Below are 20,810 nucleotides of genomic sequence, written 5' to 3'. Positions count from 1 at the left end.
CGGGAACGCCACCCAAATCATTCGAGCAACAAATTGATGCAGATATGTCAGTAAGGCGTCGAACCGCGCGTCGGCCTGAGCCGGATAGTGCGGTCGGAAATGAACTTTGCTTTCACATTCGAAGCAACAACCTTCGCGGCAGCACGTAGATCGAAAGGCGCAATGAGTATGTTGTCCCGTTTGGCGAGAGGAGGGCCGGAGGAAGAATGCTACCGCGGAGCAAATATGTTCGTTGGAACCGGATCGCTTGTCTCATGTCTCCTGAGGCGACCCGGGCATTTCCCAATTTGAACTGTCATTCCTTAGCGCAGCCTACCTTGCACGAGAGCCGATCATGAAGGCACCGCATTCCACACAGACCCCGCATGCGATCTTCAATCGGCCGGCTTCCAGGAGAGCGGATCCGCTGGGTTATCGAAATATTTAGCAGCAGCGCTGGCAGACCACCAAGCTGTATTCTTCGGCTCGATCCAATCCTCAGAGTTAGGATCGCAATCAGCTGGCAAAACCGCCATTACATCCTCTATGGTACTGGGAATTGCTGGCCGCAGGATTGTCTGAATTTTGGGGCCCTGTCCCTCAAGAGTTCGCATCATTACGTCCCATACGAAACCCGCCTCAGAGCGCGGCGGCCAGAAATGAAAACTCTTGCTTACGAAGTCGGGGTTCCGTCGCCAGTAACAGGCTGCCGAAGCTTCGCCCCCTAGAACGATTGGGATCATGTCGCGCCCGGACTGGCGCACCGCGTTGATAACACCATTCTCAGCTCCCGACTGAACGATAATACCATCAATTCGACCGGGATTCGCTGCAAGGAATTTTTGCACCTCGGCCTGCGCGACCTTGTCTGTCCACTTCCCGTCGACATGACCTACGATCTTTATCTCGGGATAATACTCCAGAGCCTTCTTTGCGCCGACGTCAAAGCTGTCCGAGGAGGCAAAGCCGGAGATCCCCGAAACGAGAAGCACATTGCCACTTCCTTCGATTTCTTCAGCGAGCCACTTCGCCGCCTCAAACCCGCCTTGCATGTTGTTCTCAGTTGCGTTGACGGCGAACGGCGATGTTACGTAACCAGAGTACGAGAACACAGGCACTCCTTTTGAATACGCATACTCTATCGTAGGATTAAGCGCCGTGAGGTTCGAACAGCAGATAATAATTGCATCAACGCCGTCGTCTACCATCTGCCGCATCTGCCTGATCTGGACAGCGTCTTCAAGATTTGACTGGGTGACGATGAACTCGGAGACCAGCCCCGCTTTCTTGAAAGCTGGAACAATCTTGTTTGTGAACTCATCAAGAATACTCGCACGCCAAGAATTGTCAGCATATGTCGATGCGTACCCAATTTTCCACGGCGGTGCTCGCTGTGCCTTAAACGTGCGGAAGACAGATTCACCTGTAGGCAACTTTGGATCGAGCAACTCGTAGGTTTTTCGTTCCTCCCGCGGCAATTCCGTAAGGCCACCGGCGGCCGCTACAGAAGGGATCACCAAGCCGGTGATTAGAATAATGGCTCTTGTAATTTCACGTATGCGCACGGATTTGATACCTCTCGTGTCTCTGAGCATTGCAAAGCAGTTGATCTCTTGAAGGTTGATCGGCTCTAGGTGGGTTTTTTACAGTCAGACGGGCGGCGAAAGGGAGACCAAGAGCCTAAGGCCGGATTTCGCTTCCGTAAGCGGATTTCCCTTCAGTAGAACGCCGCTATCACAGTGGCCATCCGACGCGTGGCAGTCTCGTTCGATGCGTAGCTTACGCCACTAACCTAACCCGACGCGTCGACTTATCTTCGGTCAATTTGAATGAAGCGAGCCGCTCGCTGAGTTCGTTAGTCTGATCCGAGAGAGTCTTTGCCGCGGCATTTGTCTGCTCGGCCATGGCAGCGTTTTGTTGTGTTCCCTGGTCAAGTACATTGACGTTATTGTTGATCTCGGCGAGGGACGCCGCTTGCTCGCGGCTCGAATTGACGATTTGATCAATCCGATCGGAAATCTTCAAGATCGACGCCGTTATGTTGTGTAACGCCTCACCTGCTTTCCCCACGTAATCTGAGCCGATCGCCACCTCCGAAGAGGATTCCGAAATCAGGTGGCGAATCTCGCGGGCTGCAGCTGATGATTTCTGGGCAAGTTCGCGCACTTCCTGGGCTACGACTGCAAAACCCTTTCCGGCATCTCCAGCACGAGCCGCCTCGACACCAGCATTTAGTGCCAAAAGATTTGTCTGGAACGCAATCGTATCGATCAAACCAATGATTTGGCCGATCTTGTGGGACGCGTCTTCTATTCTGCCCATTGCGTTGATCGCATCGGTCACAATGGTTGCCGCACCCTCGGCGTGTTCTTTAACAACGGACACGAAAGCCTGGGTTTCATAGGCATTCTCGGATGATTTTCTGACCGTGACCGTCACCTGTTCGACGGCGGCCGCAGCCTCCTCCAGTGAGGCGGCTTGCAATTCAGTTCGCCGCGACAGATCATCTGAGGCTTTGAAAAGCTCGCTGGTTCCCCATTGAATTTGATTGGTATTCTCGTCGATATGAGACACTGTCTCTCTCAGGATCGAAAGCGAGTGATTGAAATCGCGCCTCAGCGGCTCAAGATTGGGATGGAATTGGCGGTCAATTTCTTGAGAGATGTCGCCACGCGCCAATCGAGATAACGCCTCTCCTAGAATGGTGACGGCAGTTGCGACCTCCTCCTCCATCTGAGCGCGTTCGCGTTCACGATCCATCCGCTCCTGTTCAACGGTTTTCCTATCGGCTTCCGTTCGTGTCTCGATGTCCATCTTCGAGACAGCATTTTCACGGAAAACCTCGAGTGCGCGAGCCATTTCACCTATTTCGTCTCTCCGGTCACGTCCGACAATCTGCGATCGAAGATCGCCCTTTGCCAGCTCTTGCATGCGCTTCGCGATCCGTTCGATCGGGGCGCGAAGTGTCGCCATCAGGCCGGCGCCAGCCGCCAAGGCTACCAAGACGCCGGACACTGTGGCGATAGTTGACAGCAAGCGGGCAAGATTGCTTTCATTGCGAGCATCGTTTTCCTGAGTTGCTGCAAAGGTTACGAGGTTTTTCCAGATCTCCTGGCCGGTTTTGTCCGCCTCAGAATATTGCGCTTGGCGGGCTTCCGCTATCTTGACCAGCTTCTCTGTGTTCTCTTGGATAGAATCCACCTGGGCGAATAGATCTTCCTGCATTTTATCGAAGCCAGATATCGAGCTGGCAACGCCTCCAACTGCCACGGTGTCACGCGCCAATTTTGTAAGTTGCTCAACGAGGCGCTGCTGATTCTCTGCGTTGGCTGTACGGAACAGGTTATTGATTTCGATTTCGATCGAATCGGCGTCCTGGCCGATCGTTGTCGCCGTCGCAACAAGCATTTCGGAATCCGTCAACGCTTTATCCAACGCCCGGATCGCATTTGTTCCTTCAATCATGTGCTGGATCGCATCCACTCGCAGGTTCGTCGCAAAGCTCTGTAGGTCAGAGCCGGCAAGCCGTGTGGAAGGGTCGACAAATTCGGGGTTGGCGATTAGCTTGGCGATAGTCCTCTCAATTTTAGTAACGGCCTGCTCGTCAGCAGTCGAGACTACCCGCTTAACTGTTTTTAGCGACTTTTTGATCACAAGCCCTTGCTGGGCGACAGTCGGAGGCTGCTTCGCTCCGTCCGGCAAGCTCACCAAGTCTTCCGCCATGTGTTGCATAACTGATGCCGTATCGAGTGAGCGGGTAGCCTCCCGGAGCATGGTTTTCCCGGAGTTCTCCTGATTGCGTACTTGTGAGCGCACATCAACCGCAGCCAATTTAAGGGCGCCTCCGACCTCCTTGATCTTCGACAAGTTGGAAACAATGTCGCTGCGAACGGATTCCTCGTCATTATGCAAAGACCACATGCGGCCGATGCTGCCCGAGATAACGGACATTGCCGATACACTGTTTTCGAGCGCACCAGTTTCGCTCCCGCTACCTGCCGCCGCTTCCTGGAGCGACTGCATGGTTGCGCTCTGCCCGTTTAAACTTGTCAGCGCCTCATCTCGGTACTCCGTTGAGCTTTGCGCCAAAAAGCGGTTCATACTTTCCGCGACACTTCGAAACCCGCTCAAGGTCTGAAGAACCTCATTTGAAAGCCGAAGACGAGACTGAAGCAAGCCAGTTGCTTTTAAGCCGACCCCACCAACTGCCGCCAATATCAGGATCAAGGGTACAAGTACCAATAACACCTTTGCTCTTATGGTAAAGGTGGACAACAGGCGATCGACGAACATACTTACCTCCAAAGGGCTCAAACGGTGCTGGGGCCTCGCTTTTGGAATAGTAATGTTTGAGCCTGAACGAACATGGATAAGAGTTTCACTAAAACAATCGAAACTTTTTTACGTGTTGTTAGGATTTGACCTCTTGCCCATTGCGTCTTTCGAGAAACTTAACGGAAGGTTAATACCTGCAGATTTGCCGGATCAGAACGTGGGAGTGGATCTATCTGCACCGAGGATCGATCTCCAGCACGTTCCCTGTCAGCTTTCCGGACAGTTCCGAATTCGCCAGGAATTGCACGGCGTGGATCACTGTTCGAAGCACGTCATTTTCGCTTGAAGACGTAGAGTTCACATCGCTGGCGTGTACAGCATTTATCCTCAGCCCGGAACCGAAATATTGCCTAGCAATTGCGGAGGTAGTAGTGCGCAACGCCGCTTGAAGGACGGCTTCTGCTTCCAGCGAGGTCGTCTCTTCGAACCATGCGACGTCCACTACGGCAAGCTCCGCGCCCTGAAGTCGAGAGCTAAAGGCACCTGTAACTCTGATTAGATTGGATACGGCATCAAGCCCCAGATTCGCGCTGGATAGCGATCCCGTTACAGTTTGGGTTGTTTCATTTCTGCGGAAAACTATGTTCACCAGAACGTCGACCCGTCTCCAGCGCAAATACACCTGGTCAGCCATTGAGTTGACGTAAACGTCTCTGTTCGGGTTGACTTTGACCGGTAAAAAATTGTTTCCCTGGCCTTCAGCCAGGGAGGCGAAGTCGGCGGGATTGGCGTCGCCTACGGCGACCCGATAGCCTTTTTCTATAAATGAGCGCGCCAAACAAAGACCAACAGGATTTGACGCGCCTATCAAGACACAGACTTTTTCCCCAGGAGAAATGTTGGCGTCACTGTCACGTTCAACCAGTACCTCGGTCGATGGAGTATGACACGCCTTGTGAGTCAGAGACGCTTGTATCACGCGCCGGTCGCCGCTTCCGGCAGATTAAGAAGGTCGACAATTTGTGCATTTTTGGCCAAGTTTAGCACTTATAACTCCCGGTCCGTCGCTGCGTCTCCCGCGAACAAGCAATGCGCGGGCGATATAGTAAAATTTTTGTCCGACAATCTGTCAATTCCTTTTTGCGATTTTCGGCGGACACAGGTCGAGACCGGCGTCATTTTGAGGCCTCATGCACGCAATGCCGTAAGCATCGGTATTCCGACACCCGGTTGAGTTTGATGTGGTCTTTCCTGTTAGTCTTCTCTCGCCGCCACGTTCCGATTTGATCGCGCTTTTCGCGTTCGCGCGGCACAGACAACAGCACGCCTATGGCAGCACAAGCTGTTTGACCATCATCAGGTTTCGTCCTTAAGCTCTTCTTTTGCCCAATCAGACGCCCGGAGTCCGTACCCGCTAAGAAGAGCGCAAAGTCAACTCAATGCGACGAGGCGCGGCTTACGCATTGATATTTGCCGCGACCGCCTCGCTTAGTAGGCCAAAAGAACTCGTCGACGTCTTTGCGTCTCCGAGTGTTGAGCCTGGAGCGTGCCTCTCTTATACGTCATAACCGAAGTATGCTGATGCGCAGGATAAGAGGACCAGCGTGTGGCGAAATCGTGGGGCCATCCTACAGCACAATCATTTTTCTCCGTGTCGACTCAACGGCCTCCAAGGTCGGTTGGCGTAGGTTCTCTCCCACTCATAGCACTCCCACCCTTCCCGTGACGGGCTGCGATCGAAAGCAGCCCGTCACCCCTCGCCTTGGGAGGCATCTTTAGATTGATTTGCCGTGCGGGAACTCCACTAGAACCGTGGCAGATTTCCCTGATGCTGCCTTGCCTTTGATCAGGAATAGCATTAACGTATATCAGACAATCTGTCAATCTGTTCGAGGCTTGTGGAAGCCAGTCATCGCATCATTAGAGGCTTCCCAACTGCAGCGCTGAAAAACTAGGAGGCCATCTCGAGCGGGAGAACGTGGATGTCGGTGCTGGTGATGATCCGCCATGACGAAAGCCTAGGGAATGAGAGATTCAACCGGCCTCCACAAAGGTCCGAATCGGTCATGTACGCGATCAAAATCGCTCGCACGCCATCCGGTCTCGAGCTTTGAAGGTTTGGAAAACTAGTCCCGGCATGTGCGAGTTGGTGTTCATAGATAGGTTTATATTGGATGACCGAAAGTTTGTTCAGCAAGCCCGATGAAGGGACCTTAGTGAAAGACAACTTTATCGAGGGCTCCGATCCCGAACGTCTTTTGCCTTTGATATCATCGCCCCTGGCGTCCTCTGACCTTGCTCAACACGACAGTAGATCGCTTAACTCTCGCTGCAGTCGAATTTCCCTTGATGGTTTTGGCGTTGCGGATGCCCATCATGAAGGGGCGTTCTCGGTCATGATAGATTCCCCAGTTGACGTCGTAACGGTCTTCCTGCCGGCGTCCGGGAATGCAGTCTTTCATTGGTCTGGGCAACAGGTAGAGTCGCCGCATGTTGCAAATGCTCCGCTGAATGCCCGACAAGATGGCATAAGATCTCAACTGTCATTGACGATCGATACGCAATCCTTGCGTGACAAGCTTTCTCGCATGCTCGATCGGACGATCAGCGGAAATCTGCAAATTCAGCCGACCCTTGATCTTGCATCGAGCGCGGGAACGCTCATGCGAGAACTAGCCCTGTCTGCCCATCGCGGCCTCAGTGCCGGGGGGGCTCTGCGACAATGCCCGTCGGCCTATAGCTCGCTCCTCGACGCGATAGAGTACCTTTTGATCGAAAGCTGTATGCATCGCTATACCGATGAACTTCGTCGTCCGTCTCCGTCTCCCACGCCTCGTCACGTGAAACGGGCAATGGAGTTTATGGAAGAGCATATGGCTCAACCCATTTCCCTTAACGATATCGCCGCTGCGGCCAAGGTCAGCGTGCGGACTTTGCAGCACGGCTTCCGACAATTTCGTAATACCAGCCCCACAATGCACCTCCGAGACTTGCGTATGTGCGCAGCTCGACAGGAACTGCTGCAAAACGGCGCTAAAATCAGCGTTTCGGAAATAGCGCTTAAGTGGGGCTTCACACACCTCGGCCGTTTTGCTGCAGAGTACAAGAGACGTTACGGCGAACTGCCATCTAAAACAGTGCATATGATGGCCTCTCCGCCCGAAAGCTGACCCGGAAATAGCCCTTCGCGATGGCGCTGTGGTTCGCAGCGCTCCACCGGGCTATACCATCGCTGCGCCCTTAATTTTTCGGTCTGTCGCCACAGACGGTCAGCAGCCGAGCGTACAGTGCTTCAAGGTGATTGGTGATTTGGATCATTTGCAGCCGCTCTTGCTCCAGGCGCTGCGACTGTGCATCTTCGTGGCTTTCTAAGTGGGTATCTGTCTTAGCCTGTTGCCCGAAATTGATTGCGATAACTTTGGACATCTTCGAACTCTCGTTGAATTTCGTTAATACTCCGCGTCTTGAAGGAAGACAGTCGCGGAAGGTGAAAAAGCAAAAGTCTGCTAGGCAGCTGCGATGCGTCCTGATTGGTGCCAAACCTTTGCTCAAAACTAAGGGAGCATTCCATCCCTTGTTCAAGCGGAGTGATTCCGTAGCTGAAGGTTGGGTCGAAGTCGCGCCTAAGTCCGAACCGGTTGGATCCGATCGCCGTTGATCGATAGAATGCCAGAGACCTGATCGACGACCGGGCCGATGATACCATCTGCTACCTCAACGACGACAATGGCGCTGTGGCTAGACCGATGGGATTGGTTATCTCGGCAGCAAGCTCTATCACCGGAATGACAGAACCGGCAGATCCCTGAACCGAGAACATGCGTTAGGGGCAGCGGCGTCGCCTCTGCTAACCCCCGGATTTCCGGGATCAACGTCGTCTTCATGCAGAACTGCTGGCTGCCAGATGGAAACCGATAATATCCTGCGGTGAATTATGACATGATTCATTAAAACTCTTCCCATTCCTTAGTCGCGACAGCGGCTGTAGTACGTCCGCCGAAGGCGCCGGCAAGCTTCTGGGAGAGGGCACGCGCTGGCGAGGCGGCCGGCTTACCGTTCTGGTGGGCAACACGCCGTACAAAAGTCGAACCGTCGAGCCTGAAGCGCGCAATAAGCCGCGCCAGATTGGAAGCCTCATCCGCCAACCGGTTGGTGGCCGCCGTCGATTCTTCCACCATCGCCGCATTCTGCTGGGTCGTCTGATCCATCTGGTTGACCGCAGTGCTGACTTCCGCCAGCCCGGTCGATTGCTCTCGTGCCGCCGTCGAGATCGTATGAACGTGCTCGTTCACCTTGATCACGTGGCCTCGGATTAGACCAAGGGCATCGCCTGTGGCCGTTACCAGCCTGACCCCAGTTTTGACCTCGTCGCCGGACCGGTTGATCAGCGCCTTGATATCCTTGGCGGCAGTGGCGGAGCGCTGTGCCAGTTCACGCACCTCCTGAGCCACAACGGCGAAACCCTTTCCAGCGTCACCCGCACGCGCCGCCTCGACGCCGGCGTTAAGGGCCAAAAGATTGGTCTGGAAGGCGATCTCGTCAATGACGTTAATGATCTGGCCGATTTCATCCGAGGCCTGCTCGATGCGGCCCATGGCGGCGACCGCGTCTTTGACAACCGCGCTCGACTGCTCGGTGCTTCTGCGTGCCTCATCGACCATATGGCTGGCTTCCGTGGCTCTTTCTGTCGAGCTTTTTACCGCCACCGTGATTTCCTCAAGCGCCGAAGAGGTCTCCTCCAGGGCCGCGGCTTGCTGTTCCGTGCGCTTTGAAAGGTCGCCTGAGGCGATGCGCATCTCGCCGGCTCCGCCGTTGATCGTGTCGACGGCGGAGCGAACCTCGCCTAATACGGATCGAAGGGCTGCCATGGTGGCGTTGACATTACTCTTCAGTTCACCAAAGGCTCCCTGAAACTCGCCGCACATGTTTTCCGTCAGATCCCCATCGGCAAGCGCTGAGATAACTCGGCGAGTTTCGGCGATGCCCCGGTCAACAGAGGTGACCAGCTCATTGACGCTTCCTGCAAAACGGTCGAGAGCCGCATCGCCGTATTTCTTGGTGATGCGATGGGTGAAGTCACCGGCTACGGCGGCTGACACCACCTCGGCAATGCTCGACTGCAAGTCGGCGCTCTTGGCCTGCAACGCGGCCTCCTGCGCGTTCAGATCGCGGGCCTTGATGCTGTTTTGCTTGAATACCTCAACGGCTCTCGACATCTTGCCGATTTCGTCGGCGCGCATTGCGAAAGGAACCTCAGTGTCGAGATTACCATCTGCCAGTACGCCCATCGTGGTAGTCAACCGCGAGATCGGATCGGTAATCTTCCGGATGCAGTAAAGCAGGGCTATAATGCCCGTCGTAGTTGCCAGCGCCATGGCAAGAATGGTGACCAAAACCGTCGATGAAACGGCGCCCATCGTGTTTCCGACGGCCGCGACTCCACCACGCTTGTTAACTGCGACATCCTGGTCAAGGAGCGCTCCGCTATCATTATACAGTTTCGTCGTGGCGTCACTCGTTAGAAGAGCAAATGCTTCATCCTTCTTGCCTGCCTGCATTAGTTTAACAATCCGCTCGCCATCCTCCTGATATTGCGTCCACAAAGCGGAGAACGCGTCATAGGCCTGACGCTCCTCGCCGGATGTCACCATCGGCTCATATTCACCACGGGCATTCGCGAGATCCTCCATCTTCTGGCGGAAGGTGGTGATATTATGCGCAAGGCTCGTCGAATCTGATGAGTTTGTCACCAGCCTGAACTGCAGGATGCGGTAGTCCCCGGTGATCGTATTGATCCGATTTATCACATCGATCGATGGCAGCCAGTTGCTGGCAACTTCGGATATATTGCTCCTAATGGACAGCAGCTTGACGATACTCACGATGCCCTGGCCCGCCGCGAGAAGAGAGAGCAGAACAAATATCAAAGATAAAGCGAGTCTAATGGACTTGGGCATAAAGGCAAACCTTTTAGGTGAGGTGGACGATCGACTTGTCTACTCAAATCTTCCAATTGCCGTTTCATTCATTCGAACGGCAGATCAATCTTGTGGGTCTGTGACATAGCTGAGAATACCTATTGGTTGCGTTGGTTAATGAAGCCTTTCCTGCCCGTCTCGAATGCAAAAAGACGACGTTTTAAGGATAGTCAGGCGTCCAATGGATCGTCCGCGCTTACAAGGAGGATGCAGCCGGCAAAATTTCATTTGGCGCCGTTCGAAGAGCATCATCGTTTTCAGCAACCGAGTTTCGCCCCGCCACGAGCGACCTAGAGCAAGTCCTGCGATCGATGAATCGATTGTGATGTGACGGCGTCCATCGAAGCTGATTCAACTCCACAGAGAAGAGGTGGATGATGGGACAGGCCCTGAGCGATGATCTTCGAATACGGGTTTTGAAAGCGTCTGCGGCGGGCATGTCGGCTCGACAGGCTGCGGCTCGTTTCGGAGTTGGGATTTCGACGGCGATCCGCTGGATTGCAAGAGCGAAAGAGGGTGAGCTGACTGCTCGGCCACAGGGCTGGAGACGACCTTCGGCAGTGGATGCACACGAGGAATTCGTTGTCGCGTTGATCAACGAGCGTAGGGATGTGACGCTCGATGAGATGGTTGAGCGCTTGTCCGTCGAGCGGCAGGTGAAGATCAGCCGCAGCGCACTTGGCGCTTGGCTTCGAAGCCGTGGGTGGACCTTTAAAAAGGACCGCACACGCACTGGAGCAGGACCGACCGGACGTCCTGAAGCGCCGGCGCGCCTGGTTCGATGGTCAATTGGACCTCGATCCGGAGAAACTGATCTTCATCGACGAAAGTGTGCTGCAGAGGCACGGAAGGAGTTCAGTGTGAGCTAACCCCGTAACGTGAAGCTGCGTGAATGATGGAGGATGGCCCTCCGGGATCGGCTTTCAGGAGCGGGTCTCAAACCAGTCCGAGCTGCTGCGGTAAAGAGCCGTGGTGGTGAGCGCCGGATGAAAAGTTCGGACGAGATCCGAGCAGGTGCGTGTCCGAAGACGAACGAAAGTGAACCCTCCGAAGACGCGCCGTTATGAATATAAGCGTCGTCGAAACCAGGACTGTTTCGTCATCCTGGGACAAGTCCGCCGGGTGCCTGATGATTGGGCGGGCGGCGACCGGCGTAGAGGGGGCGTGAGTTGGACACAGGCTTTCACCCGGAACTGCAGGAACCAGGCTCCTGATGCCAAGGGAGAAGCCCAAGCGGAGAAACCGTAAGGCGAGAGTACCGATGCAGGAGACTGGGGCGGACCGATCCGTATGAGCGTTGAGGGCCCTGTAATGGGGCCGGAGCAAAGGGATCGGATCAGGTGGTCGTATTGTTTGGAACAACTGGAAACAGGACTTCGATAGGTACGACAGACAAGCCGTTTCGGATTGAGAAGCGGCAAGTGTACGAAGCTTACAAAGCGGTCAAAGCCAACCGTGGTGCAGCCGGGTGGACGGTGAGACCCTGGAGATGTTTGACAAAGACCTTGCGAGAAATCTCTACAAGATCTGGAATCGGCGGTCAGTGATCGGATCGCGCAGATGGTGGTCAAGCAGATGATTGATCCGGAATCCGACATCAAAGCTGTTCGACAATCTTCCGCATGATCTCTTGCTGAAGACGGTCAGAAAAGACGTTAAATGCAACTGGGCTCTGCTCTACATCGAAAGATGGTTGACCGCGCCTATGGAAAAGAACGGAGAAGTCATTGAGCGGATGCGTGGTACCCCGCAAGGGGGCGTGGTCAGCCCGATCCTATCGAATCTCTTCCTGCATTACGCGTTTGACGTCTGGATGACCCGGACGCATCCGGATCTACCATAAAGGCCTGGCGCCGGCGAAGATCGGCGGCTACGTCAAACCGACACTGAGGGTGCGGCCGCCGACAACTACACCTTGACGCGTCGCTGGTTGACGCGAATGGCTTTCGCTTGACCCTCCACGCTGGCACGTGCAGCATCGTCGGCCTGATCGATTTCAGGACGAACGCGTGCATCGATCGGGTGGTGATCATGCTCCTGCTCAGGACTCCGATACGTTGAAACGACAACGCCACGGTGCAACAGCTCGTTCATGTCGTGTTACCTCTTCGAAGGCTACAAGCTATCTGGGAAAGACTTACCTTGTAGGGCATTGGCGGAAGGATCGACAATCGAAAAGACAGGCAGAAATCTCGTCTGCAAGGCCGGCCCCAGAAGGGGTCGGAAGGGAAGATCCGTAGGACAGCTCCCGCGAAACCTCTAGAAAAGTCCAGCCTTTTGAGACCTCGCAACCGGCGGAGAGGATGTTGCTGTCCTGCCTCTATTCAACAGACCTCTCCCCCTTTAAGTTCAGTCGGCGAGCGACCCTTGGGCGATCGCTATGCGCCGATCCCGCCCATGCAGACGTATTTCATGGATAAGAAGTCATCCATTCCGTACTTTGAGCCCTCTCGGCCGAAGCCGGATTGCTTGACGCCGCCGAATGGCGCTAATTCGGTGGAAATCAGACCCGTGTTCACGCCAACCATGCCGTATTCCAGCGCCTCTGTGACCTTCCAAACGTTCCTGAGGTCGTTGGCGAAAAAGTAGGCTGCCAAGCCGAATTCCGTATCGTTCGCGAGTTCGATGACTTCCTCGACAGTATCGAACTTGAACACCGGAGCCAGAGGCGCGAAGGTTTCCTCACGCGCAACCTTCATATCCTTTGTGGCACCCGAGAGAAGCGTTGGTTGGACGAACGTGCCTCCGCGAGCATCGCGGTCACCACCAACCACGACAGTCGCACCCTTGGTCACAGCGTCATCGATATGACCATAGAGCTTTGCTACCGCTTCATCGTTGATCAACGGGCCGATCGTCGCCCCGCTCTCAAACCCGTCAAGAACCTGCAAGGCACTCACGCGCATTGCCAGCTTCTCGACGAACCTGTCATGGATCCCGCTCTGTACGTAAATACGGTTCGCGCACACGCAGGTTTGACCCGCGTTACGAAACTTAGAAAGCATAGCCCCCTCGACCGCCTGGTCGAGATCTGCATCGTCGAAAACGATAAACGGCGCATTGCCGCCGAGTTCCAGGCTCAGCTTCATGATCTTCTGGGCGCCTTGCGCCATCAAGATACGGCCAACTTCGGTCGAACCGGTGAAGGTCAGTTTCTTGACGACCGGGTTGGAGCAGACCTCCTCGCCAAACATTCTTGCATTATCCGTCGGGAGGACGCTGAACAAGCCATCGGGTATTCCGGCACGCTCCGCGAGGATCGCCAATGCAAGCGCCGATAACGGAGTCTCGGCAGCAGGCTTGAATACGATCGCGCAGCCGGACGCGAGCGCCGGCGCGATCTTGCGGCACACCATCGCCGACGGAAAGTTCCAAGGAGCGATGGCGGCCACAACGCCAACCGGCTGCTTGATGACAAGCAGTCGCTTGTCGGCCTGGTGACCTGGAATGGTGTCACCATAGACACGCTTGGCTTCCTCACCGAACCATTCGATGTAGGAAGCGCCGTAAGCAATCTCGCCACGCGCTTCCGCCAGTGGCTTGCCCATTTCCGATGTCAGAATTACGGCCAGGTCTTCAGCGTTAGCTACCACCTCTTCGTAGAACTTCCGCATGATCAGCGAGCGTTCCTTCGCCGAAACCCTAGCCCACTTCTTCTGTGCAGCCTTTGCAGCATCGATAGAGGCTCGCACTTCAGCAAGGCCAGCGCTAGGCAAAGAGGCAAGGACGTCCATCGTGGAGGGGTTTAGCACGTTGATGCGTGTGCCGTTTACCCCTTCGCTCGACCACTTTCCTCCAACCAGCATCTGCTCGCGAACGAGAGTCTGGTCCTTCAAACGGCCTAGCAGGGTGCTGGAGATTGCCATGGATCTTCCTTTCTATGCATTGATCATATCTGATTTCGAATGTGTGGTGACCGTGCGTATATCGCGACCATCGGAACGATGAGCAGACCGACGACAGCCTGCTGCGCCGGAAAGTTCAGTCCGAGGCCAACTAGAAGCGAGGTCAGTACAGTCAGGACAAGAACACCGAGCACTGTCGCGCCATAGCCGCCCGCCCCACCAAGAAGCGACGTCCCTCCAATCACCACCGCTGCTACGGTGGTGAAAAGATAAGGGTCGCCCACGCCGACGAAGCCACCACCGGAAAACCCTAGTAGCAGCATGCCCGTGATTGCAGACATGGCACCGCTGACGCTATGGATGACGGTCCAGACCTTGAATTCGGAGATTCCGAGGCGGGCGGCCGCCGTCCGGCTTCCGCCGACGGCGTAAATGCTGCGGCCAAACCAGGTGTTGTACATGAACCATCCAAGCGCGATGGCGACGATAGCCCAGATCACGATGACCGGAGGCAGCGACAGGCCGAAAAACTTTCCGTTGAACGCCGAAATGTTCCTCAGCCATTCGGGTACCGGAGCAAACACTGTACCACCAAACGCCGAGCCGAGTGAGGTGTAGATCTGGACCGCACCGACGGCCGCGAAGCCAACTCCGAGCGACATGATCAGCGCTTGCCCTTGGAGACGGAAGCTCAGGGCGCCATTGGCGGCCCCGACAAGCGCACCGAGGAGCATGACAACCAGCATCGCGAGGGGAGCGGGAATACCTGCGACCATAAGGCTGGGAAGGAGGATGTTCGCGCCTCCAATAATATATGGTATCGAAAGATCGAGCGCACCGACCAGAGCGCACAGGGTCTGGCCAATGGAGGCAAGCCCCAGAAACGCTGCGAGAAGAAGGATTGAACGCGCGTTTTGGGATGATACGAAGCCGGGGACCAGCAATGCACCGAGTGCTAAGAGAGAGGCCAGAAGAACAAAGCCAATGACGATGCTCCGATGAGCCTTGAGCGGGTTAGACTTCTGAGCCGATTTGATTTCGGAATTCATAACTGTCGCGACCATTATCTTGCTCCTTACACAACCGCGCGGCGACTGATGACAAAGACGTTCACGAGAAGTGATCCGACGAGGATTAAGCCGAATGCCATCTGGGTAACGAACCCCGAAACCGTGCCGAAGTTGAAGGTGGAGAGGAGATAGGAGATGAGGAACATGTTGATCGCGCCAAGCGTAGATCCAAGTGCTCCACCACGACCACCGGAGAGGCTCGCACCTCCGAGAACCAGGGCCGTAACAGCCTGAAGGGTGTAGGTGCTGCCCTGCGTCGGATCACCAGAGGAGATCAGCGCCGTGTAGCTGAGGGCGGCAAGTCCAGCGAATGCTCCACCAACAACGTGGGCGATGATGCGGACTGCGTCCACTCGAACGCCGCTCGTATACGCCATGCGCTCATCCGCACCCGTCATGCGAAGGTTGCGGTAAAACATAGTCCCCCTGAGAAGGAGCCATAATGCATACGCTGCAACCAGCAACAGCAAAACAGGTGACATGATGTCGGTCCCCGCCCCCCAGCTAAGCATCCAGTCGGGCGCGACTCCACCCGGTCGGGACATCACCATCAGGTTCAACCCGGAGAGGACAAGAAAACCCGACAGCGTAACGATTATCGGAGCGACACGCACATAAATGATAACCAGCGCCTGGAGTAGCTGGAATGCCGCTCCCAGGCCGACTGCCCATACTATCACTGCGATAGGGTTGGTAATTCCGTTACCCACAAGCCAGGTAATAAGGGTAACGTTGATGAACCCCATCAAGGGGCCAACTGAAAGGTCCACTGCTCCACGACCCGCCATGACAATGGGGGTGAGGGCAAGCGCCGTTAGAATCAAGGGCGTGGCGACAAGGATTGCACCTGCGAGGCCGTTGTTCGTGAATAGCCCGTGTCCGCGTAGGGCAACGGCGACCAAAAGGACAATGAATAGGCCGGCCGGCACGAAGAGGGAACGGTCCTGGGTGATTTGACGGAATGCGATTCCAGACATCATGCAGTCCTTTCCAGATCGAACTCGATGGAGGCGTTTGGCGATTTTCCAAACATTGCGGCCAAGATTGGCTCTTCCGCTATGTCCTCGCCTGCTAGCGACCGGAAAAGCCTTCCAGCAAAGAAGACGTCGACGCGGTCCGCAAAGCCGATGAACTCTTCGATTTCGCTTGATAGATAAATCACGCTGCCACCCTTCTCCGTGAACAGGCGCAGTTCGCGGTAGAGATCGCGCTTCGTTCCGAGGTCGACACCGCGAGCGGGATCGTTAAGGACGATGACGGACGGTTCGTTTGCAAAGGCACGGCCGATCAAAACTTTTTGCTGATTTCCGCCCGACAGTGAGGTGATCTTGTTCGCCGGACTTCCAATCTTAATCCGGAGCCGATCCACCTCGCGTTTGAACATGGGTTTGAGGCCGGCCTTATTGATTATACCAAGAGGACCGAGGTTCTTTCGATAGACGCCGATGGCAAGATTTTCGAAGATGCTCTGCTGAGGGAAGATACCTTCACGCTTGCGGTCGCCGGAAATATACGAGATTCCTGCTTTGGTAGCGTCTTCGAGCGATGCGACCTTTTTCATTCTCTCGGTGCTGGATGACCAGACTTGGACATTACCACCAAAAGGCTGGATGATACCCGCAACGGCGCGTACGAAAGCGTCCTGCCCCTGCCCGTCGAGTCCTGCAACACCGATGATCGCTCCTTTCGGTAGATCGAAATCGAAGGGCGCTGCCGCGCTGTGAGTAACGAGGTCTCTTACCGCTACCACGGCCGGCGCGGCGGCGCCTACTTGCTTTGATTCGTACGCCTTCGCGTCGCTTGCGTTTCGGTCCGCGGGCGTCATCATTGAAAGCAGGTTCTCTTCAGTTATTTCATGCTTCTCGAGCGTACCAATGGTGACGCCGTCGCGAAGGATCGTGGCTCGATCGGCGATGCGGACAAGTTCAGCGATCCGATGCGTTACGATCAGCACGGTCGCACCTTCCCTACGGAGACGATCAATTTCCTCGTGGAGGCGGATCGTGGAATCGAGGTCTAATGCCGCAGACGATTCATCGAGGATGAGGACCTTCGGCCTGCGCAAGACCGCTCGCGCAATAACTATCCATTGCTTGACGCTCAGAGGCAATGCCCCAACGTTCTGATCGAGATCCACGGGCTTGCCGACGAGGCGTTTCAGGATCTCCTCAGCCTCGGTACGCCGACCACTGCCGCCCTGCGAGCGGAAGATGCCGTCGCGCCCGACATACAGGTTTTCCAATACACTGGCCTCGTCGGCCACCAGCACTTCCTGGAAGATCGTTGTCAGCCCGATGCGCTTGGCGTCAGTCGGAGTCGAAATCTCTTCTCCAAGGACCGAAACGCTCCCGGAATCTGGGTGCAACACTCCAGACATGATCTTCGCCATCGTGCTTTTGCCACTTCCATTCTCTCCGACGATGGCGTGCACTTCTCCGGCCCGGGCTTCAAAATCACACTTCTTTAAGGCCTTAGTCTCGCCGAAAGACTTGGCAACATTGATCAACTTGATCGTAGTTTGGTTTTGCATCGGAGATCCTCTAATCCCAACGGCCGCGCGAGGCGGTCCTCCCACAAGAGAAACTTCTGTCCGGTGGCAAGACCCACCGGGCAGAACAGTTTCACTTCGACACAGGCTTCCAGGGATTAGCCGGGCGTTCGAAGTAGTCTGCAGCAATCGCAGCAGGAAACCACCCGTCCGCCTTGGGCTCCACGAAGTCTGTCGAGTTCAAGTCGCAATCTTCTGGTATTGCCGCGCGGACTTCATCGATGGTGTAAGGCAAGACGGGTCGAAGGAAGGACTGAACCTTAGGGCCTTGTCCCTCCAATGTGCGGAGCATGATCTCCCACATCTGTTGCATCTCGCGACGCGGCGGCCAAATATGGAAACTCCTGTCCACAAACTCGGGGTTCTTGCGCCAGTAGCACGCGGCGGAAGCTTCCCCCCCGAGAGTAATCGGGATCATGTCTCGACCTGACTGCAGCATTGCGTTGAGAACGCCGTTCTCTTGGGCCCCCTGCGTGAGGATCCCATCAATCTTCGTCGGGTTCGTCGCAAGAAACTTCTGAACTTCGACCTGGGCCACCTGGTCGGTCCACTTCCCTGCAACTTCACCGACGATCTTTATGTCGGGGTACTTAGCAAGTGCTTCCTTAGCCGCTTTGTCAAAGCTGTCCGAAGAAGCGAAACCGGGAATACCAGAAACGAGAAGGATATTGCCCTTCTTTCCTATTTTTTCCGCCAGCCACGTCGCCATCTCGGCACCGCCCTGCGCGTGATTGGCCGCGCCATTGATGGCGTATGGCGACGTCACGTAGCCCGAAAATGAGAACACCGGCACACCGGCTTTGTAGGCATATTCGATCGTCTGATTAAGAGCCGTGACGTTCGAGCAGCAGATGATGATTGCATCGACGCCTTCGTCCACCATTTGACGCATCTGCTGGATCTGAACGGCGTCTTTAAGATCCGACTGGGTGACCACGACATCAGACACCAGGCCCGCAGCCTTTGATCGCGGTAAAAGATCGCTCATGACCGCATCGAGAGCTGCGGCTCGCCAGGTGTTGCCAGCGTAGCTGCTTGCATAGCCGATCTTCCACGGAGGACCCTTTTTGGGCTTGAAGTCTTTGTAGGCGCTCGCCCCCAATGGAATCTGCGGATCTACAGTTTCATAGATCTTCTTTTCTGTAGCCGGTAGCTGATCGACACCATCCGCGTAAGCGGTTGTCGCCAGGGCGCTAACCGAGATCAGCGCCCCAAGTGTGACATTCAGAATGCACCTCATTGAAGTTCTCCTCCCGAGAAAAGGATCAGGCAACCTTAGACCGGGCTGCTGATGACTGTTGGATCTCCTCAAGAATCGGCAACAGATACTTCCGGAACTCGCTATAGTCCTCAGTAACGGGAAAATGTCCGAGCTTTTCCATTGTCCAAAACTTGGAGCCTTTGACCAGGTCTGCAGCAATCTTGGTATCGGCCGGGGACGTGTTTGGATCGTATTCGCCCGTGAGGAAGTATAGCATACATTTCGACGTATCGATTTTGCTGGCTTCTTCTGGCGACACATCGTGGTCGTAGTAGTAGTAATAAAGATCACCCGCGAAGATTCCCGGTCCACCGCAGCTGTATTCCCACTGGATTTCACGGACATTCGCTTCTGGCGAGTACGGTGAGATATTCAGCATCATCGCCGCACCGATGGAGGTGCGATTGACGTTTGGATTGTCGAACTCCCTGCGGATGCCAGCCATACCGACGTCGACGTACTCCGCCGCCGAGCGCAACGCACCTTCGACCGAGATCGTGGCGCGGAAGTTGTCCGGATAGTTCGATGCCAGGTCGATCGCGAGATGGCCGCCCATGGAGCTGCCCAAATAAACGGGGCGGTCTAGGTCGAGCGCTTTTGAGAGTTCGAGCTGGAAGTCCATCATGAACTTCTTGGTCATGTTGTATTCCTTCTCCCACCAGCGAACGCCGTAGGGGGGAAGGGACTTGCCGTGATACGGCAGATCGAACGCGATGACGCGAAAATTTTTCGTCACGTCGGAATCGCAAAGCATATGACGGTATTGGCGACCGTCGGACCCTGCCGTATGACCGACGAGAAGCGGAATCCCCTGGCCCGCTTCTTCGTAATAGACGCGGTACTCGATACCTTCTACGGTGAGATAGAGATAACGGCCGATAATGGGGTCAAACTTGGTCATGCTGCTGCTCCTTCAGAACGGGCATTGCGCATCAGGGTGGTCATGCGGTTGAGAGCAGGCAGATACGCGAAGGTTTCGTTGTTACTGCTAAGGTAGAGGCCATGCTTGATGTTTGATGACTGCAAGCACTGATAAAACGGCAAGGGTTTGTGCTGAAGCAGCGCCTCCCACTGTGAACCGGTCCCGCGTATGACGATAGTGCACTTGTCGTCGTCGTATTCGGCCTCTTCCACCTTTAGCAACGTACCGTCCTCGAAATGAAGCGCTACACTGCGGGTAGGGAAATCGCATTTTAATATACCGTTAAGATAACGAGTTTCGCGCTTGAACTCGAAATCCTCCCGCACGAATTCTATGAATTTCTTGAGATCTATCGCCATTTTAGGCTCCTCCCTTGTTGATAAGCGCTGAGAACTCCGCGCATGTTGTACATGCCCCCTCACGGGACAGCACATTCTCAAATGCCCATTTCGGTGAATACTTCCTGGGCATGCCTGAAACTGTCGATGCCTGCTGGCACACCAACGTAGATAGCCACCTGAAGGAAGATCTCCTGGATCTCCTGTTTCGTAACACCGTTGTTGATGGCGCCGCGGATGTGGCCTCTGAGCTCGTGCGGTCGGTTTAAAACCGCTATCATTCCAAGGTTGAGGATCGATCGAGCGCGACGGTCGAGGCCAGGTCGGTTCCAGATATTGTCCCAACAATACTCGGTGACGAGTTCCTGCATCGGCCAGGTGAAGTCGGTCGCCTTTCCGAGGGCCGCATCAACGTAAGCGTCCCCCATCACCTGCCGACGAGTAGCAAGTCCGCGCTTGAACTGCTCCGATGGAGCTGTTCGCTCGCCGGCCTTAGACCCCTTATCTTTCCTGTCCAAAGTGGCCATTGGGTTTCGCTCCCTTCATCATATTTGACAGATTATCAGACAATTTTCAACTGTCAGTTTGGCGTAG

At 55.1% G+C, this 20,810-nt stretch carries 15 protein-coding genes and 2 pseudogenes; 3 read left to right on the top strand and 14 right to left on the bottom strand.

Features of this window, described 5'->3' with window-relative positions:
- Positions 1-374 precede the first annotated feature (374 nt).
- The 3 genes from K6N12_RS27360 to K6N12_RS27350 form a co-directional block, all read right to left on the bottom strand.
- Positions 375-1,574, bottom strand: coding sequence for an ABC transporter substrate-binding protein (locus K6N12_RS27360; RefSeq protein ID WP_018247148.1), 1,200 nt, complete (start codon positions 1,572-1,574; stop codon positions 375-377).
- A 184-nt stretch (positions 1,575-1,758) separates the two neighbouring features.
- On the bottom strand, positions 1,759-4,272 hold the full coding sequence (locus tag K6N12_RS27355; RefSeq protein ID WP_008534365.1) for a methyl-accepting chemotaxis protein: 2,514 nt from the start codon (positions 4,270-4,272) through the stop codon (positions 1,759-1,761).
- A 211-nt stretch (positions 4,273-4,483) separates the two neighbouring features.
- Positions 4,484-5,233, bottom strand: coding sequence for an SDR family oxidoreductase (locus tag K6N12_RS27350; RefSeq protein WP_011053351.1), 750 nt, complete (start codon positions 5,231-5,233; stop codon positions 4,484-4,486).
- Between the two features lie 1,195 nt (positions 5,234-6,428).
- On the opposite strand from K6N12_RS27350, the gene K6N12_RS27345 reads away from it, so the two are divergent.
- Positions 6,429-7,424 (top strand): AraC family transcriptional regulator, encoded by a 996-nt coding sequence (locus tag K6N12_RS27345; RefSeq protein ID WP_004673281.1) that lies wholly within the window; start codon positions 6,429-6,431, stop codon positions 7,422-7,424.
- Between the two features lie 70 nt (positions 7,425-7,494).
- Here K6N12_RS27345 and K6N12_RS27340 read toward each other — a convergent pair whose 3' ends face one another.
- Complete coding sequence (locus K6N12_RS27340) at positions 7,495-7,680, bottom strand: hypothetical protein (RefSeq protein ID WP_004673279.1); 186 nt, start codon at positions 7,678-7,680, stop codon at positions 7,495-7,497.
- Positions 7,681-8,201: 521 nt separating this feature from the next.
- The gene (locus tag K6N12_RS27335) at positions 8,202-10,211 is read right to left on the bottom strand and encodes a HAMP domain-containing methyl-accepting chemotaxis protein (protein WP_004673275.1); all 2,010 of its coding nucleotides are present in this window, start codon (positions 10,209-10,211) and stop codon (positions 8,202-8,204) included.
- A 398-nt stretch (positions 10,212-10,609) separates the two neighbouring features.
- On the opposite strand from K6N12_RS27335, the pseudogene K6N12_RS27330 reads away from it, so the two are divergent.
- Both K6N12_RS27330 and K6N12_RS34855 read left to right on the top strand, forming a co-directional pair.
- A pseudogene (locus K6N12_RS27330) lies at positions 10,610-11,069 on the top strand (helix-turn-helix domain-containing protein); the annotation flags it as partial.
- Between the two features lie 512 nt (positions 11,070-11,581).
- Positions 11,582-12,072: pseudogene (locus K6N12_RS34855) on the top strand (reverse transcriptase domain-containing protein); the annotation flags it as partial.
- A 68-nt stretch (positions 12,073-12,140) separates the two neighbouring features.
- Here the strand turns inward: K6N12_RS34855 and K6N12_RS27320 are convergent.
- From K6N12_RS27320 to K6N12_RS27280, 9 genes are all read right to left on the bottom strand, one after another.
- Complete coding sequence (locus K6N12_RS27320) at positions 12,141-12,326, bottom strand: hypothetical protein (protein WP_004668636.1); 186 nt, start codon at positions 12,324-12,326, stop codon at positions 12,141-12,143.
- A gap of 284 nt (positions 12,327-12,610) precedes the next feature.
- Positions 12,611-14,098 (bottom strand): NAD-dependent succinate-semialdehyde dehydrogenase, encoded by a 1,488-nt coding sequence (locus K6N12_RS27315; protein WP_004668634.1) that lies wholly within the window; start codon positions 14,096-14,098, stop codon positions 12,611-12,613.
- A 23-nt stretch (positions 14,099-14,121) separates the two neighbouring features.
- Entirely contained in the window at positions 14,122-15,141 is a 1,020-nt protein-coding gene (locus tag K6N12_RS27310; RefSeq protein ID WP_004668632.1) for an ABC transporter permease, read from the bottom strand.
- A gap of 11 nt (positions 15,142-15,152) precedes the next feature.
- Entirely contained in the window at positions 15,153-16,127 is a 975-nt protein-coding gene (locus K6N12_RS27305; RefSeq protein WP_008534336.1) for an ABC transporter permease, read from the bottom strand.
- Positions 16,124-17,677, bottom strand: coding sequence for a sugar ABC transporter ATP-binding protein (locus tag K6N12_RS27300; RefSeq protein WP_004668627.1), 1,554 nt, complete (start codon positions 17,675-17,677; stop codon positions 16,124-16,126). The genes K6N12_RS27305 and K6N12_RS27300 overlap by 4 nt, the downstream gene beginning before the upstream one ends.
- A 91-nt stretch (positions 17,678-17,768) precedes the next feature.
- Positions 17,769-18,935, bottom strand: a complete 1,167-nt coding sequence (locus K6N12_RS27295; RefSeq protein WP_004668626.1) for an ABC transporter substrate-binding protein — start codon at positions 18,933-18,935, stop codon at positions 17,769-17,771.
- 25 nt (positions 18,936-18,960) lie between these two features.
- Complete coding sequence (locus tag K6N12_RS27290) at positions 18,961-19,857, bottom strand: alpha/beta fold hydrolase (protein WP_004668623.1); 897 nt, start codon at positions 19,855-19,857, stop codon at positions 18,961-18,963.
- Complete coding sequence (locus tag K6N12_RS27285; RefSeq protein WP_004668622.1) at positions 19,854-20,237, bottom strand: hypothetical protein; 384 nt, start codon at positions 20,235-20,237, stop codon at positions 19,854-19,856. Before K6N12_RS27285 ends, K6N12_RS27290 begins: the two co-directional genes overlap by 4 nt.
- 77 nt (positions 20,238-20,314) lie before the next feature.
- Positions 20,315-20,743: a carboxymuconolactone decarboxylase family protein gene (locus tag K6N12_RS27280; protein ID WP_004668619.1), complete on the bottom strand. Its 429-nt coding sequence runs from the start codon at positions 20,741-20,743 to the stop codon at positions 20,315-20,317.
- Positions 20,744-20,810: the final 67 nt, after the last annotated feature.

This window comes from Rhizobium redzepovicii (assembly GCF_019793435.1).
GTDB classification, from domain to species: Bacteria; Pseudomonadota; Alphaproteobacteria; order Rhizobiales; family Rhizobiaceae; genus Rhizobium; species Rhizobium redzepovicii.
The sequence above is the reverse complement of the archived record's forward strand: the minus strand, read 5'-3'. Positions and strand labels throughout refer to the sequence as shown.

What these genes read in the sequence shown, in the direction of transcription:
- K6N12_RS27340 (WP_004673279.1), bottom strand. Translation starts at nt 7,680, where the DNA reads ATGTCCAAAGTTATCGCAATCAATTTCGGGCAACAGGCTAAGACAGAT.
- K6N12_RS27280 (WP_004668619.1), bottom strand. Translation starts at nt 20,743, where the DNA reads ATGGCCACTTTGGACAGGAAAGATAAGGGGTCTAAGGCCGGCGAGCGA.
- K6N12_RS27355 (WP_008534365.1), bottom strand. Translation starts at nt 4,272, where the DNA reads ATGTTCGTCGATCGCCTGTTGTCCACCTTTACCATAAGAGCAAAGGTG.
- K6N12_RS27305 (WP_008534336.1), bottom strand. Translation starts at nt 16,127, where the DNA reads ATGATGTCTGGAATCGCATTCCGTCAAATCACCCAGGACCGTTCCCTC.
- K6N12_RS27320 (WP_004668636.1), bottom strand. Translation starts at nt 12,326, where the DNA reads ATGAACGAGCTGTTGCACCGTGGCGTTGTCGTTTCAACGTATCGGAGT.
- K6N12_RS27310 (WP_004668632.1), bottom strand. Translation starts at nt 15,141, where the DNA reads ATGGTCGCGACAGTTATGAATTCCGAAATCAAATCGGCTCAGAAGTCT.
- K6N12_RS27315 (WP_004668634.1), bottom strand. Translation starts at nt 14,098, where the DNA reads ATGGCAATCTCCAGCACCCTGCTAGGCCGTTTGAAGGACCAGACTCTC.
- K6N12_RS27335 (WP_004673275.1), bottom strand. Translation starts at nt 10,211, where the DNA reads ATGCCCAAGTCCATTAGACTCGCTTTATCTTTGATATTTGTTCTGCTC.
- K6N12_RS27290 (WP_004668623.1), bottom strand. Translation starts at nt 19,857, where the DNA reads ATGACCAAGTTTGACCCCATTATCGGCCGTTATCTCTATCTCACCGTA.
- K6N12_RS27300 (WP_004668627.1), bottom strand. Translation starts at nt 17,677, where the DNA reads ATGCAAAACCAAACTACGATCAAGTTGATCAATGTTGCCAAGTCTTTC.
- K6N12_RS27285 (WP_004668622.1), bottom strand. Translation starts at nt 20,237, where the DNA reads ATGGCGATAGATCTCAAGAAATTCATAGAATTCGTGCGGGAGGATTTC.
- K6N12_RS27345 (WP_004673281.1), top strand. Translation starts at nt 6,429, where the DNA reads ATGACCGAAAGTTTGTTCAGCAAGCCCGATGAAGGGACCTTAGTGAAA.
- K6N12_RS27360 (WP_018247148.1), bottom strand. Translation starts at nt 1,574, where the DNA reads ATGCTCAGAGACACGAGAGGTATCAAATCCGTGCGCATACGTGAAATT.
- K6N12_RS27295 (WP_004668626.1), bottom strand. Translation starts at nt 18,935, where the DNA reads ATGAGGTGCATTCTGAATGTCACACTTGGGGCGCTGATCTCGGTTAGC.